Annotated in this window: 14 protein-coding genes; 7 read left to right on the forward strand and 7 right to left on the reverse strand. The window is 69.8% G+C overall.

The window, feature by feature from the left end; translation table 11 throughout:
• Nucleotides 1–89 precede the first annotated feature (89 nt).
• The 4 genes from tilS to folE all read left to right on the forward strand — a co-directional run bounded on the left by tilS (nt 90) and on the right by folE (nt 4,780).
• Nucleotides 90–1,202 carry a tRNA lysidine(34) synthetase TilS gene (tilS, locus tag E5671_RS26290; RefSeq protein ID WP_160506387.1) on the forward strand — a complete coding sequence of 371 codons (1,113 nt, stop codon included), beginning with the start codon at nt 90–92 and terminating at the stop codon, nt 1,200–1,202.
• Nucleotides 1,203–1,253: 51 nt separating this feature from the next.
• Nucleotides 1,254–1,814 carry a hypoxanthine phosphoribosyltransferase gene (gene hpt, locus E5671_RS26295; protein ID WP_135330538.1) on the forward strand — a complete coding sequence of 187 codons (561 nt, stop codon included), beginning with the start codon at nt 1,254–1,256 and terminating at the stop codon, nt 1,812–1,814.
• A 203-nt stretch (nt 1,815–2,017) separates the two neighbouring features.
• Entirely contained in the window at nt 2,018–4,054 is a 2,037-nt protein-coding gene (gene ftsH / locus E5671_RS26300; RefSeq protein WP_160506388.1) for an ATP-dependent zinc metalloprotease FtsH, read from the forward strand.
• A gap of 120 nt (nt 4,055–4,174) precedes the next feature.
• Nucleotides 4,175–4,780 carry a GTP cyclohydrolase I FolE gene (folE, locus tag E5671_RS26305; protein ID WP_160506389.1) on the forward strand — a complete coding sequence of 202 codons (606 nt, stop codon included), beginning with the start codon at nt 4,175–4,177 and terminating at the stop codon, nt 4,778–4,780.
• Between the two features lie 100 nt (nt 4,781–4,880).
• Here the strand turns inward: folE and E5671_RS26310 are convergent, their stop codons facing one another.
• The 6 genes from E5671_RS26310 to E5671_RS26335 all read right to left on the reverse strand — a co-directional run bounded on the left by E5671_RS26310 (nt 4,881) and on the right by E5671_RS26335 (nt 9,853).
• Nucleotides 4,881–5,369 carry a DUF3180 family protein gene (locus E5671_RS26310; protein ID WP_160506390.1) on the reverse strand — a complete coding sequence of 163 codons (489 nt, stop codon included), beginning with the start codon at nt 5,367–5,369 and terminating at the stop codon, nt 4,881–4,883.
• Between the two features lie 72 nt (nt 5,370–5,441).
• Nucleotides 5,442–6,053, reverse strand: coding sequence for a 2-amino-4-hydroxy-6-hydroxymethyldihydropteridine diphosphokinase (gene folK / locus E5671_RS26315; protein ID WP_160506391.1), 612 nt, complete (start codon nt 6,051–6,053; stop codon nt 5,442–5,444).
• On the reverse strand, nt 6,050–6,409 hold the full coding sequence (gene folB / locus E5671_RS26320; RefSeq protein WP_160506392.1) for a dihydroneopterin aldolase: 360 nt from the start codon (nt 6,407–6,409) through the stop codon (nt 6,050–6,052). Before folB ends, folK begins: the two co-directional genes overlap by 4 nt.
• 133 nt (nt 6,410–6,542) lie before the next feature.
• The gene (locus E5671_RS26325) at nt 6,543–7,070 is read right to left on the reverse strand and encodes a nuclear transport factor 2 family protein (RefSeq protein WP_160506393.1); all 528 of its coding nucleotides are present in this window, start codon (nt 7,068–7,070) and stop codon (nt 6,543–6,545) included.
• Nucleotides 7,067–7,939, reverse strand: a complete 873-nt coding sequence (folP, locus tag E5671_RS26330; protein WP_160506394.1) for a dihydropteroate synthase — start codon at nt 7,937–7,939, stop codon at nt 7,067–7,069. Before folP ends, E5671_RS26325 begins: the two co-directional genes overlap by 4 nt.
• A gap of 30 nt (nt 7,940–7,969) precedes the next feature.
• On the reverse strand, nt 7,970–9,853 hold the full coding sequence (locus E5671_RS26335; protein WP_237330244.1) for a phosphatidylglycerol lysyltransferase domain-containing protein: 1,884 nt from the start codon (nt 9,851–9,853) through the stop codon (nt 7,970–7,972).
• Nucleotides 9,854–10,016: 163 nt separating this feature from the next.
• On the opposite strand from E5671_RS26335, the gene E5671_RS26340 reads away from it, so the two are divergent.
• Nucleotides 10,017–11,135 carry an alpha/beta hydrolase gene (locus tag E5671_RS26340; protein WP_160506395.1) on the forward strand — a complete coding sequence of 373 codons (1,119 nt, stop codon included), beginning with the start codon at nt 10,017–10,019 and terminating at the stop codon, nt 11,133–11,135.
• A gap of 33 nt (nt 11,136–11,168) precedes the next feature.
• On the opposite strand, the gene E5671_RS26345 is transcribed toward E5671_RS26340, so the two are convergent.
• The gene (locus E5671_RS26345; protein WP_160506396.1) at nt 11,169–12,326 is read right to left on the reverse strand and encodes an ABC transporter ATP-binding protein; all 1,158 of its coding nucleotides are present in this window, start codon (nt 12,324–12,326) and stop codon (nt 11,169–11,171) included.
• A gap of 132 nt (nt 12,327–12,458) precedes the next feature.
• On the opposite strand from E5671_RS26345, the gene E5671_RS26350 reads away from it, so the two are divergent.
• Nucleotides 12,459–13,187: an ABC transporter permease gene (locus E5671_RS26350; RefSeq protein ID WP_160506397.1), complete on the forward strand. Its 729-nt coding sequence runs from the start codon at nt 12,459–12,461 to the stop codon at nt 13,185–13,187.
• Nucleotides 13,184–13,864 (forward strand): ABC transporter permease, encoded by a 681-nt coding sequence (locus E5671_RS26355; protein WP_160506398.1) that lies wholly within the window; start codon nt 13,184–13,186, stop codon nt 13,862–13,864. Before E5671_RS26350 ends, E5671_RS26355 begins: the two co-directional genes overlap by 4 nt.
• Nucleotides 13,865–13,872 lie beyond the last annotated feature (8 nt).

Here is a 13,872-nt window from a genome sequence, read left to right on the forward strand (position 1 = left end):
GTGGGATCTGTCTGAGGCCCGATCTCCCGAGTGTGGTCCTGAGTGACAGGTCCGAGGCTCACCCCCGAACTTCATGAAGGGAACCGGACATGGGTCCCCATCCTGCGGTCGCGGCGATACGCCTGGCGGTCCGCCGCGTACTCCACGACGTACTGACCGACGTACAGCGCACCGACGACGCCCAGCGCGCCGCCCTACAGCGCCCCGACGCACAGCGCAGCCCCGAGCACGTCCCCTCACGTTCCGCTCACTCCCACCCTCCACACGAGCAGGCCACGTCGCCGCTCGTGCTGGTCGCCTGCTCCGGCGGCGCCGACTCCATGGCGCTCGCCTCCGCTCTCGCCTTCGAGGCCCCCAAGCTCGGCATCCGCGCCGGCGGCGTCACCGTCGACCACGGACTGCAGGACGGGTCCGCTCTGCGCGCAGCCGAGGTCGTCTCGCGGCTCACCGCCCTCGGCCTCGACCCGATCGAGTCCGTCGCCGTCGACGTCGGCCGGGACGGCGGCCCCGAGGCCGCGGCCCGCGACGCGAGGTACGGCGCACTCGACGCCGTCGCGGACCGCCACGGCGCCGCCGCGATCCTGCTCGGCCACACCCGCGACGACCAGGCGGAGACCGTCCTGCTCGGTCTCGCCCGCGGCTCCGGCATCCGCTCCCTGTCCGGGATGGCGGCCGTGTCCGGCGGCCCGGGGGCCGACCGCCGCTACCGCCGCCCCTTCCTGCACATCGACCGGCAGACCGCCCGCAAGGCCTGCATGGTCCAGTCGCTGCCCGTCTGGGACGACCCGCACAACACCGACCCCGCCTACACCCGCTCGCGGCTGCGGCACGAAGGCCTGCCCGCCCTGGAGAAGGCGCTCGGCAAGGGCGTCGTGGAAGCACTCGCCCGTACGGCCCAGTTGTCCCGGGATGACGCCGATGCCCTGGACCACTGGGCCGCACAGGCGGAAGCCTCCGTGCGCGACGCCGCGGGACTCCTGGAGTGCGCCAAGCTCTACGCCCTGCCGCCCGCCGTGCGCCGCCGCATCGTGCGCCGCGCCGCCATCGAGGCAGGGGCCCCGGCGGGTGCGCTGTTCGCCCGGCATCTCGAAGAGGTCGACCGGCTGATCACGGGCTGGCGCGGCCAGGGAGCCATCAATCTCCCGGGCAAAGTCGTCGCCCAGCGCCAGGGTGGCAGACTGGTGATCCGGCAAGGCTGTTGACCGAGGGGCTCCTGGGCCTCACGCAGCCGGTGTGACGGACGACCGAAAGTGATGCGGGTGGACGCGAAAGACATGGGCACCGACCTTCAGTCGGTGCTCATCACCAAGGAAGAGATCGACGCGAAGCTGGCCGAGCTGGCCGCGAAGATCGACGCGGAGTACGCGGGCAAGGACCTGCTGATCGTCGGTGTGCTCAAGGGCGCGGTGATGGTCATGGCGGACCTGGCGCGTGCGCTGTCCACCCCGCTCACCATGGACTGGATGGCCGTGTCGTCGTACGGCGCGGGCACCCAGTCCTCCGGCGTGGTGCGGATCCTCAAGGACCTGGACACCGACATCAAGGGCAAGCACGTCCTGATCGTCGAGGACATCATCGACTCCGGTCTGACGCTGTCCTGGCTGCTCTCCAACCTCGGCTCGCGCGAGCCCGCGTCGCTGAAGGTGTGCACGCTCCTTCGCAAGCCCGAGGCGGCCAAGGTCGCGATCGACGTGGAGTGGGTCGGCTTCGACATCCCGAACGAGTTCGTCATCGGGTACGGCCTGGACTACGCGGAGAAGTACCGCAACCTGCCGTTCGTCGGCACCCTCGCTCCGCACGTCTACGGCGGCTGATCACCGGTCGTCCCGGCCCCTCGCGGCCAACTCGGCGGAGGCGGCCGGGAACCCTCACCCGTTTCCCGGCGTTGAAGCATGCGAAGACGGGTTTGTCAGCCGTCCCGTGCGGCTTCGGGTGACAATGCTGGGGTACCGTCCGAAGAACAGTCTTTATCAAACTCACTATGGCAGGAGGGACGGGGCGTCATCGCTCCGTATGGATGGACGTGAAGCGATACTTCCGTGGGCCAGTCATGTGGATCGTGCTGGCCGTCCTTGCCGTGGTCGTGTTGATGCAGGTCGTCGGTTCGTCCGGCGGCTACAAGACGGTGGACACCGGCCAGGTTGTGCAGGCGATCAACGACAACAAGGTCGAGTCCGCCAAGATCACCACCGGTGACGAGCAGACCATCAAGGTCGAGCTCAAGGATGGCCAGAAGGTCAAGGACAGCAGCAAGATCCAGGCGAGCTACATCGGCGACCAGGGTGTCGCCCTCGCCAAGACCTTGCAGGACAAGTACCAGGACAAGCAGATCCCGGACGGTTACACCGTCTCGCCGTCGAAGCAGAACCCGTTCGTCGGCATCCTGCTTTCCCTGCTCCCCTTCGTACTCATCGTCGTTGTCTTCCTGTTCCTGATGAATCAGATGCAGGGCGGCGGCTCCCGGGTCATGCAGTTCGGGAAGTCCAAGGCCAAGCTGATCACCAAGGACACCCCGAAGACGACGTTCTCCGATGTGGCCGGGTCGGACGAGGCAGTCGAGGAGCTCCACGAGATCAAGGAGTTCCTCCAGGAGCCTGCGAAGTTCCAGGCCGTCGGAGCCAAGATCCCCAAGGGCGTGCTCCTGTACGGGCCGCCCGGCACGGGTAAGACGCTCCTCGCGCGCGCTGTCGCGGGTGAGGCCGGCGTCCCCTTCTACTCGATCTCCGGTTCCGACTTCGTCGAGATGTTCGTCGGTGTCGGTGCCTCGCGAGTGCGTGACCTCTTCGAGCAGGCCAAGGCGAACGCCCCGGCGATCGTCTTCGTCGACGAGATCGACGCCGTCGGCCGGCACCGCGGTGCCGGTATGGGCGGCGGTCACGACGAGCGCGAGCAGACGCTGAACCAGCTGCTCGTCGAGATGGACGGTTTCGACGTGAAGGGCGGCGTCATCCTGATCGCCGCCACGAACCGCCCCGACATCCTCGACCCGGCGCTCCTGCGTCCCGGCCGCTTCGACCGTCAGATCGCGGTCGACCGCCCGGACATGCAGGGCCGTCTGGAGATCCTCAAGGTTCACCAGAAGGGCAAGCCGGTCGCCCCGGACGTCGACCTGGGCGCGGTGGCGCGGCGTACGCCGGGCTTCACCGGTGCCGACCTGGCGAACGTGCTGAACGAAGCGGCGCTCCTGACGGCGCGCGGCGACAAGAAGCTGGTCGACAACCACTCGCTCGACGAGGCGATCGACCGTGTCGTGGCCGGTCCGCAGAAGCGGACCCGGATCATGTCCGACAAGGAGAAGAAGATCACCGCGTACCACGAGGGCGGACACGCCCTGGTCGCGGCGGCGTCTCCGAACTCGGACCCGGTCCACAAGATCACGATCCTGTCGCGCGGCCGGGCCCTCGGTTACACGATGGTCCTGCCGGACGAGGACAAGTACTCGACCACGCGCAACGAAATGCTCGACCAGCTCGCGTACATGCTGGGCGGGCGCGCGGCCGAGGAGCTCGTCTTCCACGACCCGACGACGGGCGCGGCGAACGACATCGAGAAGGCCACCGCGACCGCACGGGCCATGGTCACGCAGTACGGCATGACCGAGCGGCTCGGCGCGATCAAGTTCGGTGGCGACAACACCGAGCCGTTCCTCGGCCGCGAGATGGGTCACCCGCGTGACTACTCCGAAGAGGTCGCGGCGCTGGTCGACGAAGAGGTCAAGAAGCTCATCGAGACCGCGCACAACGAAGCCTGGGAGATCCTCGTCGAGAACCGCGACGTTCTCGACAACCTCGTTCTGCAGCTCCTCGAGAAGGAGACGCTCAACAAGGAGCAGATCGCCGAGGTCTTCGCCGGCATCGTGAAGCGCCCGGCCCGCCCGGCGTGGACCGGTTCCTCGCGTCGCACGCCCTCGACCCGCCCGCCGGTGCTCTCCCCCCGGGAGCTGTCGCTGACGAACGGTGCGAACGGCGCCACGCCCGCGGTCACCGCGGGCGCGACGGAGGCCCCGCCCGCGACCGGCATCGAGGTGGCCCCGGAGGACCGCCCCGAGAGCTGACCCCGAGCGCCTCAGCAGGCCCGGAATGGAAGCTGCGCCCCCCTGGTTCTAGCCTGGGGGGCGCAGTTTTTTCGTACGCACTGACGCATTGGTGCGTGGAACGCTAGGAACGAGGCACAGATGACCGACCCCGTGACGCTGGACGGCGAGGGCACGATCGGCGTTTTCGACGAGAAGCGCGCCGAGAACGCCGTGCGCGAGCTGCTGATCGCGGTCGGGGAGGACCCGGACCGCGAGGGCCTGCGGGAGACTCCCGGGCGCGTGGCACGGGCGTACAGGGAGATATTCGGCGGTCTGTGGCTCAAGGCCGAGGATGTCCTGACGACGACGTTCGATCTCGGCCACGACGAGATGGTCCTGGTGAAGGACATCGAGGTGCAGAGCTCCTGTGAGCACCACCTGGTGCCGTTCCACGGCGTCGCGCACGTCGGCTACATCCCGTCGTCCGACGGCAAGATCACCGGCCTGTCCAAGCTCGCCCGCCTCGTGGACGTGTACGCGCGCCGTCCGCAGGTCCAGGAGCGGCTGACGACGCAGATCGCGGACTCCCTGATGGAGATCCTCGAGCCGCGCGGCGTCATCGTGGTCGTCGAGTGCGAGCACATGTGCATGACCATGCGTGGAGTGCGCAAGCCGGGCGCCAAGACGATCACGTCGGCGGTGCGGGGTCAGCTCCGTGACCCCGCGACGCGCAACGAGGCGATGAGCCTGATCATGGCGCGCTAGGCGCTTCGCTGGAATCGCGGTGTACAGATCTGCGGGCCGGTGGGGGCTTGTCGCGCAGTTCCCCGCGCCCCTTACGGGGCTGCGTAGCCGGGTCCGAGCCCTATGCGGCCGGGGCGGCCGTTCCGCCGGTTTCGTCGTCGTCCTCCGGGAGGCGGCAGACCCGCTCCAGGAAGAAGGCGGCCGCTATCACCGCGATGCCCGCCACGAGGGAGAGGCCTGCGTAGATCGCCTGGTCGCGGCGGGACGGGACGTCCAGATACTCCAGGAGGAAGGCGCCCGTGCCGCCGTACATTCCGGCGACGAGGGCGGCGACCAGGGCGCTCGCCTGGCCGAAAACGACCGCGCGCGCGGCCATCATCGGCTCGACGCCCTTGGCTCCGGGGCGTCGCTCGCGCTGTGCGCGCAGCCGGGCGCGCAGGGAGAGCGCCGTGGCCAGCAGCACCGCGGCGATCACCGCGAGCACGATGGGCGCGGCCAGCGGGACCCGCGGGAGTGTGCCCACGGAGTCCCACAGCCGGGCGCCGGCCCAGGACAGCACGCCGGCCACCACGAAGAGGCCGGCCAGTGTCCTGATGCGCAGCTGCTTCACGGGTGACCCTTCATCGCTTCATCGTCGTACGGATCCGCTTCTCGATCGTGCGGGTCCGATAGACCCTAACGATTACTCGGGCAGGCGGAGTTCCAGGTCGACACGGGGCGTGACGCCTTCGCGGGTGACCTTGGCGAGCAGTTCGGCGACCGGGCCGCGGCCCGCGAGCTGTGCCTCGGGCTCCACGTCGTACCAGGGGGCCAGGACGAAGGCACGTTCGTGCGCGCGCGGGTGGGGGAGCGTGAGGACGGGGTCGTCCGAGACGACGTCCGCGTACGCCACGATGTCGACGTCGATCGTGCGCGCGGCCCAGCGCTCGTCCCGAACGCGGTGGAAGGCTTCCTCGATCGCGTGGGCCCGCTCGAGGAGCGAGGAGGGCGGCAGGGTCGTCTTCACCACGACGACCGCGTTGAAGTACGACGGCTGACTGCCGGGCTCGACGCCCCAGGGCTCCGTCTCGTACACCGGAGAGACGGCCTTGACGCGCAGGCCGGGGGTGTCCTCCAAGGCGTCGATCGCGCCCTGCAGCGTCTCCAGGCGGTTGCCGAGATTGCTGCCGAGGGAGATCACGGCGCGTTTGGGGTTGGAGAGGGTGGTGTCGGCGGCGTCGACCTGCTCGACCACGGCGGTGGGCACCGGCTGGACGGTCGGGTCGCTCTGCCCTTGCGTGGAAAACGCGGTCATACTCGGCTCCGGGTGATGGTGACGGTCACATCGTCGAAGGGCACGGTGATCGGTGCGTCCGGTTTGTGGACGCACACCTCGACCTCCAGGACTCCCTCGTGCTTCAGACACGTCTGGGCGATGCGCTCGGCGAGGGTCTCGATGAGGTCCACCGGATCGCCTTCGACGGCGGCCACGACCTCTTCGGCCACGACGCCGTAGTGCACGGTCTTCGCCAGGTCGTCGTCGGCGGCGGCCGCACGGGTGTCCAGGCCAAGGACCAGGTCCACGATGAAGGTCTGGCCCTCTTCGCGTTCCCGAGGAAAGACACCGTGGTGCCCACGGGCCTTGAGGCCGCGCAGCGCGACACGATCCACGCGAATCACTCCTGCAATCGTCGTTATCGGCAGGCCTGCACCGAGTGCGGTCGGCACACCAGCCTCGATCGAATCTACCTGCGCGCACTGACAGCCTTTGCCCGCGGGGGCTTCCGGAACCGCCCCTACCCACTCAGGAGGGTGAGTCCTCGCCCTCTTCGTCGTCGGTTTCGGCGAGTACGGGTGAGGCGTGGTGTGACCAGAGCTTCCATCCGTCCACTGTGCGGCGGAACACATTGGTGGCGACGACGAGCTGACCGACGAGCGGGCCGAGCTCGCCGCCGCCCTCGGGGGGCGGGCCGCCGCTGAGGATGTTCTCCGTGCAGGTCACCAGGGCGGTGTCGCCGGCCACCCCGACGTGCACGTCGGTCAGGAAGAACTGGATGTACTCGGTGTTCGCCATGATCAGCGCGTACGACCTGAGGACCTCGCCGCGGCCGGTGAGGACCGGCCAGCCGGGGTGGACGCAGGAGATCGCGGCTTCGTCGCCGTCTTCCGCGGCGTCCTCGTCGTCCCGGGCGTCGGGGTCGTGCGGTTCCGGGGCCCCGTCCGCGTCCAGCCAGAGGTCGGAGAGCTCGTCGAAGTCGCCGCGCTCCAGTGCTTCGTAGAAAGCCGTGTTGGCCTGCTCGACCTGTTCGACGTCGGTCCTGGCCCCGGTCACTGAGGACCGCCCGCCGCGCTGGTCACGGCGTGTGCGACACGGACGGCGTCGGCGGTGGCCCGCACCTCGTGCACACGGACCGCCCACGCGCCCTGGTGGGCGGCGATGGCGGAGACCGCGGCGGTGGCGGCGTCGCGCTCGCGGGCGGGCGGCGGCGCGCCCTCGGGGCCCGCGAGGACGCGGCCGAGGAAGCGCTTGCGGGAGGCGGCGACCAGGATCGGGTGGCCGAGCTCACGAAGGCGGTCGATGCGGGCCAGGAGCGCCAGGTCGTGCTCGGCGTTCTTGGAGAAGCCGAGGCCCGGGTCGATGACGATGCGCTCGGGGGCGATGCCGCCCTCGATGGCGGCCTGCACGCGCGCGTGGAGCTCGTCGACGACTTCGGAGACCACGTCTTCGTAGACGGGAGTGGCGTGGATGTCGGCGAGGAAGCCGCGCCAGTGCATCACCACGAAGGGCGCCCCGGCGGCGGCGACGGCGGGGACCATGCGCGTGTCGGCGAGGCCGCCGCTGACGTCGTTCACCAGGACGGCGCCCGCGGCGAGTGCCTGCTCGGCGACGGTGGCGCGCATGGTGTCCACGGAGACCGTCACGCCCTCGGCCGCGAGGCCCCGCACGACGGGGACCACGCGCCGCAGCTCCTCGTCCTCGTCCACGCGCGTGGCGCCGGGACGGGTCGACTCGCCGCCCACGTCGACCAGGTCGGCGCCCTGGGCGACCAGATCGATGCCGTGCTTGACGGCGGCCGTGGTGTCGAACCAGCGGCCCCCGTCGGAGAAGGAGTCGGGGGTCACGTTCACGACCCCCATGACCGCACAGCGGCCCCACTCCGGCAGACCCTGGACCGATCCCCGCCCGCGCAACGTACTCATACCTCCAGCCTAGGCCCGAGCGAGCGGGCTCTATGCCGCCCGGACCTCGCGCTCCGCCGTGTGGTGCGGGCAGGGGCGGCGCTGTGCGCTCCCCCGGCGCAGGAAGCGGGGCATCGCGAGGGTCACGAAGCCCTCGGCCTGCATGGCGGCGAAGCCGATGCGGGGGAGGTCCTTGGAGGAGCGGTAGACGACGAAGCGGGGCTCCCAGCGGGGGCGGAACTTCGCGTTGAACTTGTACAGGGACTCGATCTGGAACCAGCGGGAGAGGAAGACGAGCAGGCCCCTCCAGGCACGCAGGACGGGCCCCGCGCCGATCTTCTCGCCGCGTGCGAGGGCCGCGCGGAACATGGCGAAGTTGAGCGAGACACGGGCGATGCCGAGCTTCGGGGCGGCCTGGAGGGCGGCCACGATGAGCAGCTCGTTCATGCCGGGGTCGGCCGAGCGGTCGCGGCGCATGAGGTCCAGGGAGACGCCGTCCTTGCCCCACGGGACGAAGTGGAGGATGGCTTTGAGGTCTCCGTAGGGGCCCGGTTCGTGATCGGCCTTGTGTGCCGTGGCGATCAGACAGTCGCCGTCGTCCGGGTCGCCGATGCGGCCGAGCGCCATCGAGAAGCCGCGTTCGGTGTCGGTGCCGCGCCAGTCGTCGGCGGCGCGCTGTATCCGTTCCAGTTCGCGCTCCCCGAGGTCACGCACGCGCCGTACGCGCGTCTCGTAGCCATTGCGCTCGATCCGCTTGACCATCTGGCGTACGTTGCGCATCGCACGCCCGGACAGGGAGAAATCCACGACGTCCACCACCGCCTCGTCGCCCAGTTCGAGGGCGTCGAGGCCGGTCTCGCGGGTCCAGACCTCGCCGCCCGTCTCGGAGCAGCCCATGACGGCGGGCGTCCAGGAGTGGACCTTCGCCTCGTCCATGAAGCGTTCGATGGCGCCGGGCCAGGCCTCCACGTCGCCGATCGGGTCGCCACTGGCGAGCATCACCCCGGAGACGACGCGGTAGGTGACGGCGGCCTTCCCGCTGGGGGAGAAGACGGCGCCCTTGTCGCGGCGGAGCGCGAAGTGGCCCAGCGAGTCGCGCGCGCCGTGCTTGTCGAGCAGGGCGCGCAGCTTGGCCTCGTCGTCCTCGGTGAGGCGTGCGGCCGGGTGTTCGGGGCGGAAGGCCAGATAGATGGTGGTGATCGCGGTGAGCAGGCCCAGGGCGCCGAGCGAGCAGCCGACCGTCCAGGACGTACGTCCGTAGTAGTCGACCGGGCCCTCGAAGCCGAACAGGCCGTACAGGACGTGGGTGAGGCGTTCCGTGATGCTCGGGTCCCCGATGACCTTGCCCGGGTGGGCACTGACGATGACCAGGCCGAGGACGATGGAACCGGCCCCGAGGAGCACGAAGTTGGCGAGCGCCCGCCAGCGGCTGCGCGGGTCGGGCAGCGCGGCGAACTCCCCCCGGTGGCGAAGGAGCAGCGTCAGGAGGGCGAGCGAGATCAGTACGCCGATGACCGAGTGCCGGTAGGCGAACTGCGCCACGGCACCCGCCGGGAGCAGCACCACGGCGGCCCGCCAGGCGCGCCGCTTGTGGCGGCGCAGGCCGTGCGCGAGCAGCAGCAGGAGGACACCGGAGCTGAGCGCGAGCGCGGCGGCGAAGGGGCCGAGCGCGCCGGGCAGGACCTCGGCGATCGCGTGCATGCGGCTGTGCCTGAAGCGCGGGAAGACGCCGGCCGCTACGTTCAGCAGGCCCACGAGGGTGCAGGCACGGGCGACGAGGGTCGGTACGGCTTCGGGGCGTGGGCCGCGGAGCAGTCGACTGAGTCTGCTGTGGCTGCCGTCACGGAGCCCGTCGGTACGGCGCCGTCCCTCGGGGCGGCTGCCCTCACTGTCCGGAACCGCACTCGACTTTTCCGCATCTATCCTGACAGACATCGCATCCCGTGGTTCTGCGAGAGACCTTGATTCCGGCACCAAAACGGCATCCGGCGACATTGCGCCCTCTAGGACGGTCCTTCTGGGAGTCGGGTTCACTCCCGACCGGAAAACCGCTGGAAATGAACGACGGAACTGGCAGAAAGCGCAGGCAGAACGTCCCATGGGTCTGACGAGCAACAAGGTCCTCGCGTTGGCGGTTCTCCTCGCCGTCGTGCTGTTCATCGGCACGGTGTGGTTGTGGCCGCGCCTGGCGCGCCAGTCCTGGCGGGCCGTCACCGGCCGTATCGGGCTCCTCATCGCCACCCAGTTGGCGATCTTCGCCTCGGTCGGCCTCGCGGCCAACCAGGCGTTCGGCTTCTACGCCACGTGGGCGGACCTCTTCGGCCAGGAGACGAGCCCCGGTGTCGTCGTCGACCACGACACCGCCGAGCGCGGGACACCGGTCGACGTGCGCGGCACCCGGCCCGTGAACGTGCCCGGCGGTGGCAGGCCCTCGACCGGCGGCCAGATCCAGAAGGTCGTCGTGAGCGGGAAGGAGGCGGACATAGCGAGTCCCGCGTACGTCTACCTGCCGCCCGAGTACTTCCAGCCGCGGTACAAGAAGCGCACGTTCCCCGTGTCCGTGGTGCTCACCGGCTACCCCGGCACAGCCGAGGCGCTGATCAAGGGCCTGCACTACCCGCAGACCGCCCACGGCCTTGCCAGGCGGGACAAGATGCAGCCGATGATCCTGGTCATGATGCGGCCCACAGTGGCGCCGCCGCGGGACACCGAGTGCGTGGACATCCCCGGGGGCCCGCAGGCCGAGACGTTCTTCGCCAAGGACCTGCCCGGTGCCGTCTCCGCGCACTACAGGGCGGGCCGTACGGCGGGCAGCTGGGGCGTCATCGGCGACTCCACGGGCGGTTACTGCGCTCTGAAGCTCGCCATGCACCACCCCGATGTGTATGCCGCGGGGGCGGGCCTCTCCGCGTACTACAAGGCGCCCATCGACGTGACGACGGGCGATCTCTTCCACGGCGACAAGGAGTTGGAGGAGCGTGCCGACCTCATGTGGTACCTCGACCACATGCCGGCGCCCAAGACGTCCCTCCTTGTCACCACCAGCAAACAAGGAGAGGACAACTACGCGGACACCGAGAAGTTCATCGGCAAGGTGAAGTCGCCCACCAGGGTCTCGTCGATCACGCTCGACAGCGGAGGGCACAACTTCAACACGTGGCGCAGGGAGATCCCCGCGACCCTGGAGTGGATCAGCGGGCGGCTGAACGGCAAGTAGAGCCCCGGCTTCCACGGGTCCCGAAGCGGAGCTTCAGCTTCCGCCGATGGCCGTGATGGTCTCCAACTCGACCTCCCCGCGCGCGATGTCGCGCGCGTCCGCGGCCGTCGACCTGCGCAGCGCCTCGTGCAGCCGGGCCGGGGTCAGGACGCCCAGGAAGCGGCCCTCGCTGTCCTTGTCGATGACCGCGATCCAGCCCGCGTCGTGCTGGAGCATCGTCGCGAACGCCTGCTTCAGGGTGGCGCCGACCGGCAGCCACGCCTCCATGCGGCGGGCGTGGTCCCGGACCGCCCCCTTGCCGCCGTGCGCGTGCTCGGCGGAGATCCAGCCGTGCAGGTTGTTCTCGCCGTCCAGGACCACGGCCCAGCGGGCGTCGAGCTTCGCGGGCAGCGGGTCGTCCAGGTGCAGGACGGGAGGCTGCTCCAGGTCGCCCTCCTCGATGGGCGTCACGGAGAGGCGCTTGAGGCCGCGGTCCGCGCCGACGAAGTCCGCGACGTAGTCATTGGCCGGTGCGCCAAGGATCGTCGACGGGGTGTCGAACTGCTCGATGCGGCCCTCTCCGTAGACGGCCATCCGGTCGCCGAGGCGGACCGCCTCCTCGATGTCGTGCGTGACGAAGAGGACGGTCTTGCGGACGGCCTGCTGGAGGCGGAGGAATTCGTTCTGCAGGTGCTCGCGCACCACGGGGTCGACCGCGCCGAACGGCTCATCCATCAGGAGCACGGGCGGATCGGCCGCGAGCGCGCGGGCCACGCCCACCCGCTGGCGCTGGCCCCCGGAGAGCTGCTCGGGGTAGCGGTCGCCGAAGGTGGCGGGGTCGAGGCCGACCAGGTCGAGGAGTTCGGCGGCACGCTCGCGGGCCTTGCCGCGCTTCACGCCGAGCAGATGCGGGACGGTCGCGGTGTTCTCAAGGACCGTCTTGTGGGGGAAGAGGCCGACCTGCTGGATGACATAGCCGATACGGCGCCGGAGTTGGACCGGGTCGATGGCGGATATGTCATCGCCTTCGACGTATATCCGGCCCTCGGTCGGCTCGATGAGGCGGTTGACCATCTTCATCGTCGTCGTCTTGCCGCAGCCCGACGGGCCGACGAGCGTGACCAGTTCACCCTCGGCGACCTCGAAGGACAGGTCGTCGACGGCCGTGGTGCCGTCCTCGTACCGCTTGGTGACGTGCTCGAACCGGATCATGATTCCCCATTGTTGCGGGCGTTGTGTAAAGCCCATGTTGCGCCAGTACGACGAGTCTCGGCGATTGTCGGTGCTGCGCGTTAGGGTCGCCAGACGGCCTCAGGAAACGGGATACGGGGGGAGTGGGGCGGGATGAGCGAACAGAACTGTCTGGTGACGAACGACTGGATCTGCGGGGAGTACGTCCGCTCCCGCAGCCAGGAGTTGATCGACGCCACCGTGCAGCACGTCGGCATCACCGCGGCCTCGGTCGCCATCGGCGTCGCCGTCTCGCTGCCGCTCGCGCTGCTCGCCCGGCGCTGGCGCTTCCTCGCGGGCCCGATCCTCGGCGTGACGACCGTGCTCTACACCGTGCCCTCGCTCGCGATGTTCTCGCTCCTGCTGCCCTTCTTCGGGCTCTCGGCCTCGCTGGTCGTCACGGGCCTCGTGCTGTACTCCCTGACGATCCTGGTGCGGAACATCCTGGCGGGGCTCCAGGCCGTGCCGGAGGAGGCACGGGACGCGGCCAAGGGGATGGGGTACGGGCCGTTGCGGCTGCTGTGGGAGGTCGAACTGCCGCTCGCGCTTCCCGCGCTGCTCGCCGGTGTCCGCATCACCACGGTCTCGACGGTGGCGCTGACGACGGTAGGGGCGATCGTCGACTACGGAGGCCTCGGATCGCTGATCCTCGACGGCCTCGACACGACCTTCAAGGCACAGGTGCTCACGGCGTCCGCGCTCTGCGTGGTCCTCGCCGTGGTCGCCGACCTGCTCCTCCTCGCGCTCCAGCGGTGGCTGACGCCGTGGACGCGCGTCCACCGAATACGTACGAAGCGCCCCGCCCCCGCGGAGCGCACGGCCAAGGTGGCTGAACCTGCATGAACGCGATAACCGGCGCGTACGACTGGCTGACCACGGGTGCCAACTGGCAGGGCGAGAAGGGGGTGTGGCACCGCCTCGCCGAGCACCTCTACTTCAGCGGTGTCTGCCTCGCCGTCGCGTGCCTGATCGCGCTGCCGATCGCCCTGTACCTCGGCCACATCGGCAAGGGCGGCGCCCTCGCGGTGAACATCTCGAACATCGGGCGTGCGGTGCCGACGCTCGCGGTGCTCGTGCTGCTCACGCTCACCCCGCTCGGCGAGCACGGGGACATACCGACGCTGATCGCGCTCGTGCTGTTCGCGGTTCCGCCGCTGCTCACCAACGCGTACATCGGGATGCGCGAGGTCGACCGGGCGGTGGTGGAGGCCGCCCGGGGGATGGGCATGAGCGGACGCCAGCTGTTCGCGCGGGTCGAACTGCCCCTCGCGTACCCGCTGATCATGACCGGTGTGCGGTCCGCGGGCGTGCAGGTCGTCGCCACGGCGACGCTGGCCGCGATGGCGGGCGAGGGGGGCCTCGGCCGGATCATCACCGCCGGGTTCAACCTGCAGAACACTCCTCAGGTGGTGGCGGGCGCGCTCCTCGTGGCGCTGCTCGCACTCTTCGTGGAGGTGGTGCTCGTCGTGGTGGGGAAGGTGTTCAGTCCCATGCGAGGGCGGTCGGGGGTCGCGCAGTGATCTCCGGG

This window comes from Streptomyces sp. BA2 (assembly GCF_009769735.1).
Taxonomy (GTDB): Bacteria; Actinomycetota; Actinomycetes; order Streptomycetales; family Streptomycetaceae; genus Streptomyces.

Excerpts from the sequence above, each read along its gene's own strand:
- tilS (WP_160506387.1), top strand. The coding sequence starts at position 90 with ATGGGTCCCCATCCTGCGGTCGCGGCGATACGCCTGGCGGTCCGCCGC.
- hpt (WP_135330538.1), top strand. The coding sequence starts at position 1,254 with ATGCGGGTGGACGCGAAAGACATGGGCACCGACCTTCAGTCGGTGCTC.
- ftsH (WP_160506388.1), top strand. The coding sequence starts at position 2,018 with ATGGACGTGAAGCGATACTTCCGTGGGCCAGTCATGTGGATCGTGCTG.
- folE (WP_160506389.1), top strand. The coding sequence starts at position 4,175 with ATGACCGACCCCGTGACGCTGGACGGCGAGGGCACGATCGGCGTTTTC.
- folK (WP_160506391.1), bottom strand. The coding sequence starts at position 6,053 with ATGACCGCGTTTTCCACGCAAGGGCAGAGCGACCCGACCGTCCAGCCG.
- folP (WP_160506394.1), bottom strand. The coding sequence starts at position 7,939 with ATGAGTACGTTGCGCGGGCGGGGATCGGTCCAGGGTCTGCCGGAGTGG.
- E5671_RS26335 (WP_237330244.1), bottom strand. The coding sequence starts at position 9,853 with ATGTCTGTCAGGATAGATGCGGAAAAGTCGAGTGCGGTTCCGGACAGT.
- E5671_RS26340 (WP_160506395.1), top strand. The coding sequence starts at position 10,017 with ATGGGTCTGACGAGCAACAAGGTCCTCGCGTTGGCGGTTCTCCTCGCC.
- E5671_RS26345 (WP_160506396.1), bottom strand. The coding sequence starts at position 12,326 with ATGATCCGGTTCGAGCACGTCACCAAGCGGTACGAGGACGGCACCACG.
- E5671_RS26350 (WP_160506397.1), top strand. The coding sequence starts at position 12,459 with ATGAGCGAACAGAACTGTCTGGTGACGAACGACTGGATCTGCGGGGAG.
- E5671_RS26355 (WP_160506398.1), top strand. The coding sequence starts at position 13,184 with ATGAACGCGATAACCGGCGCGTACGACTGGCTGACCACGGGTGCCAAC.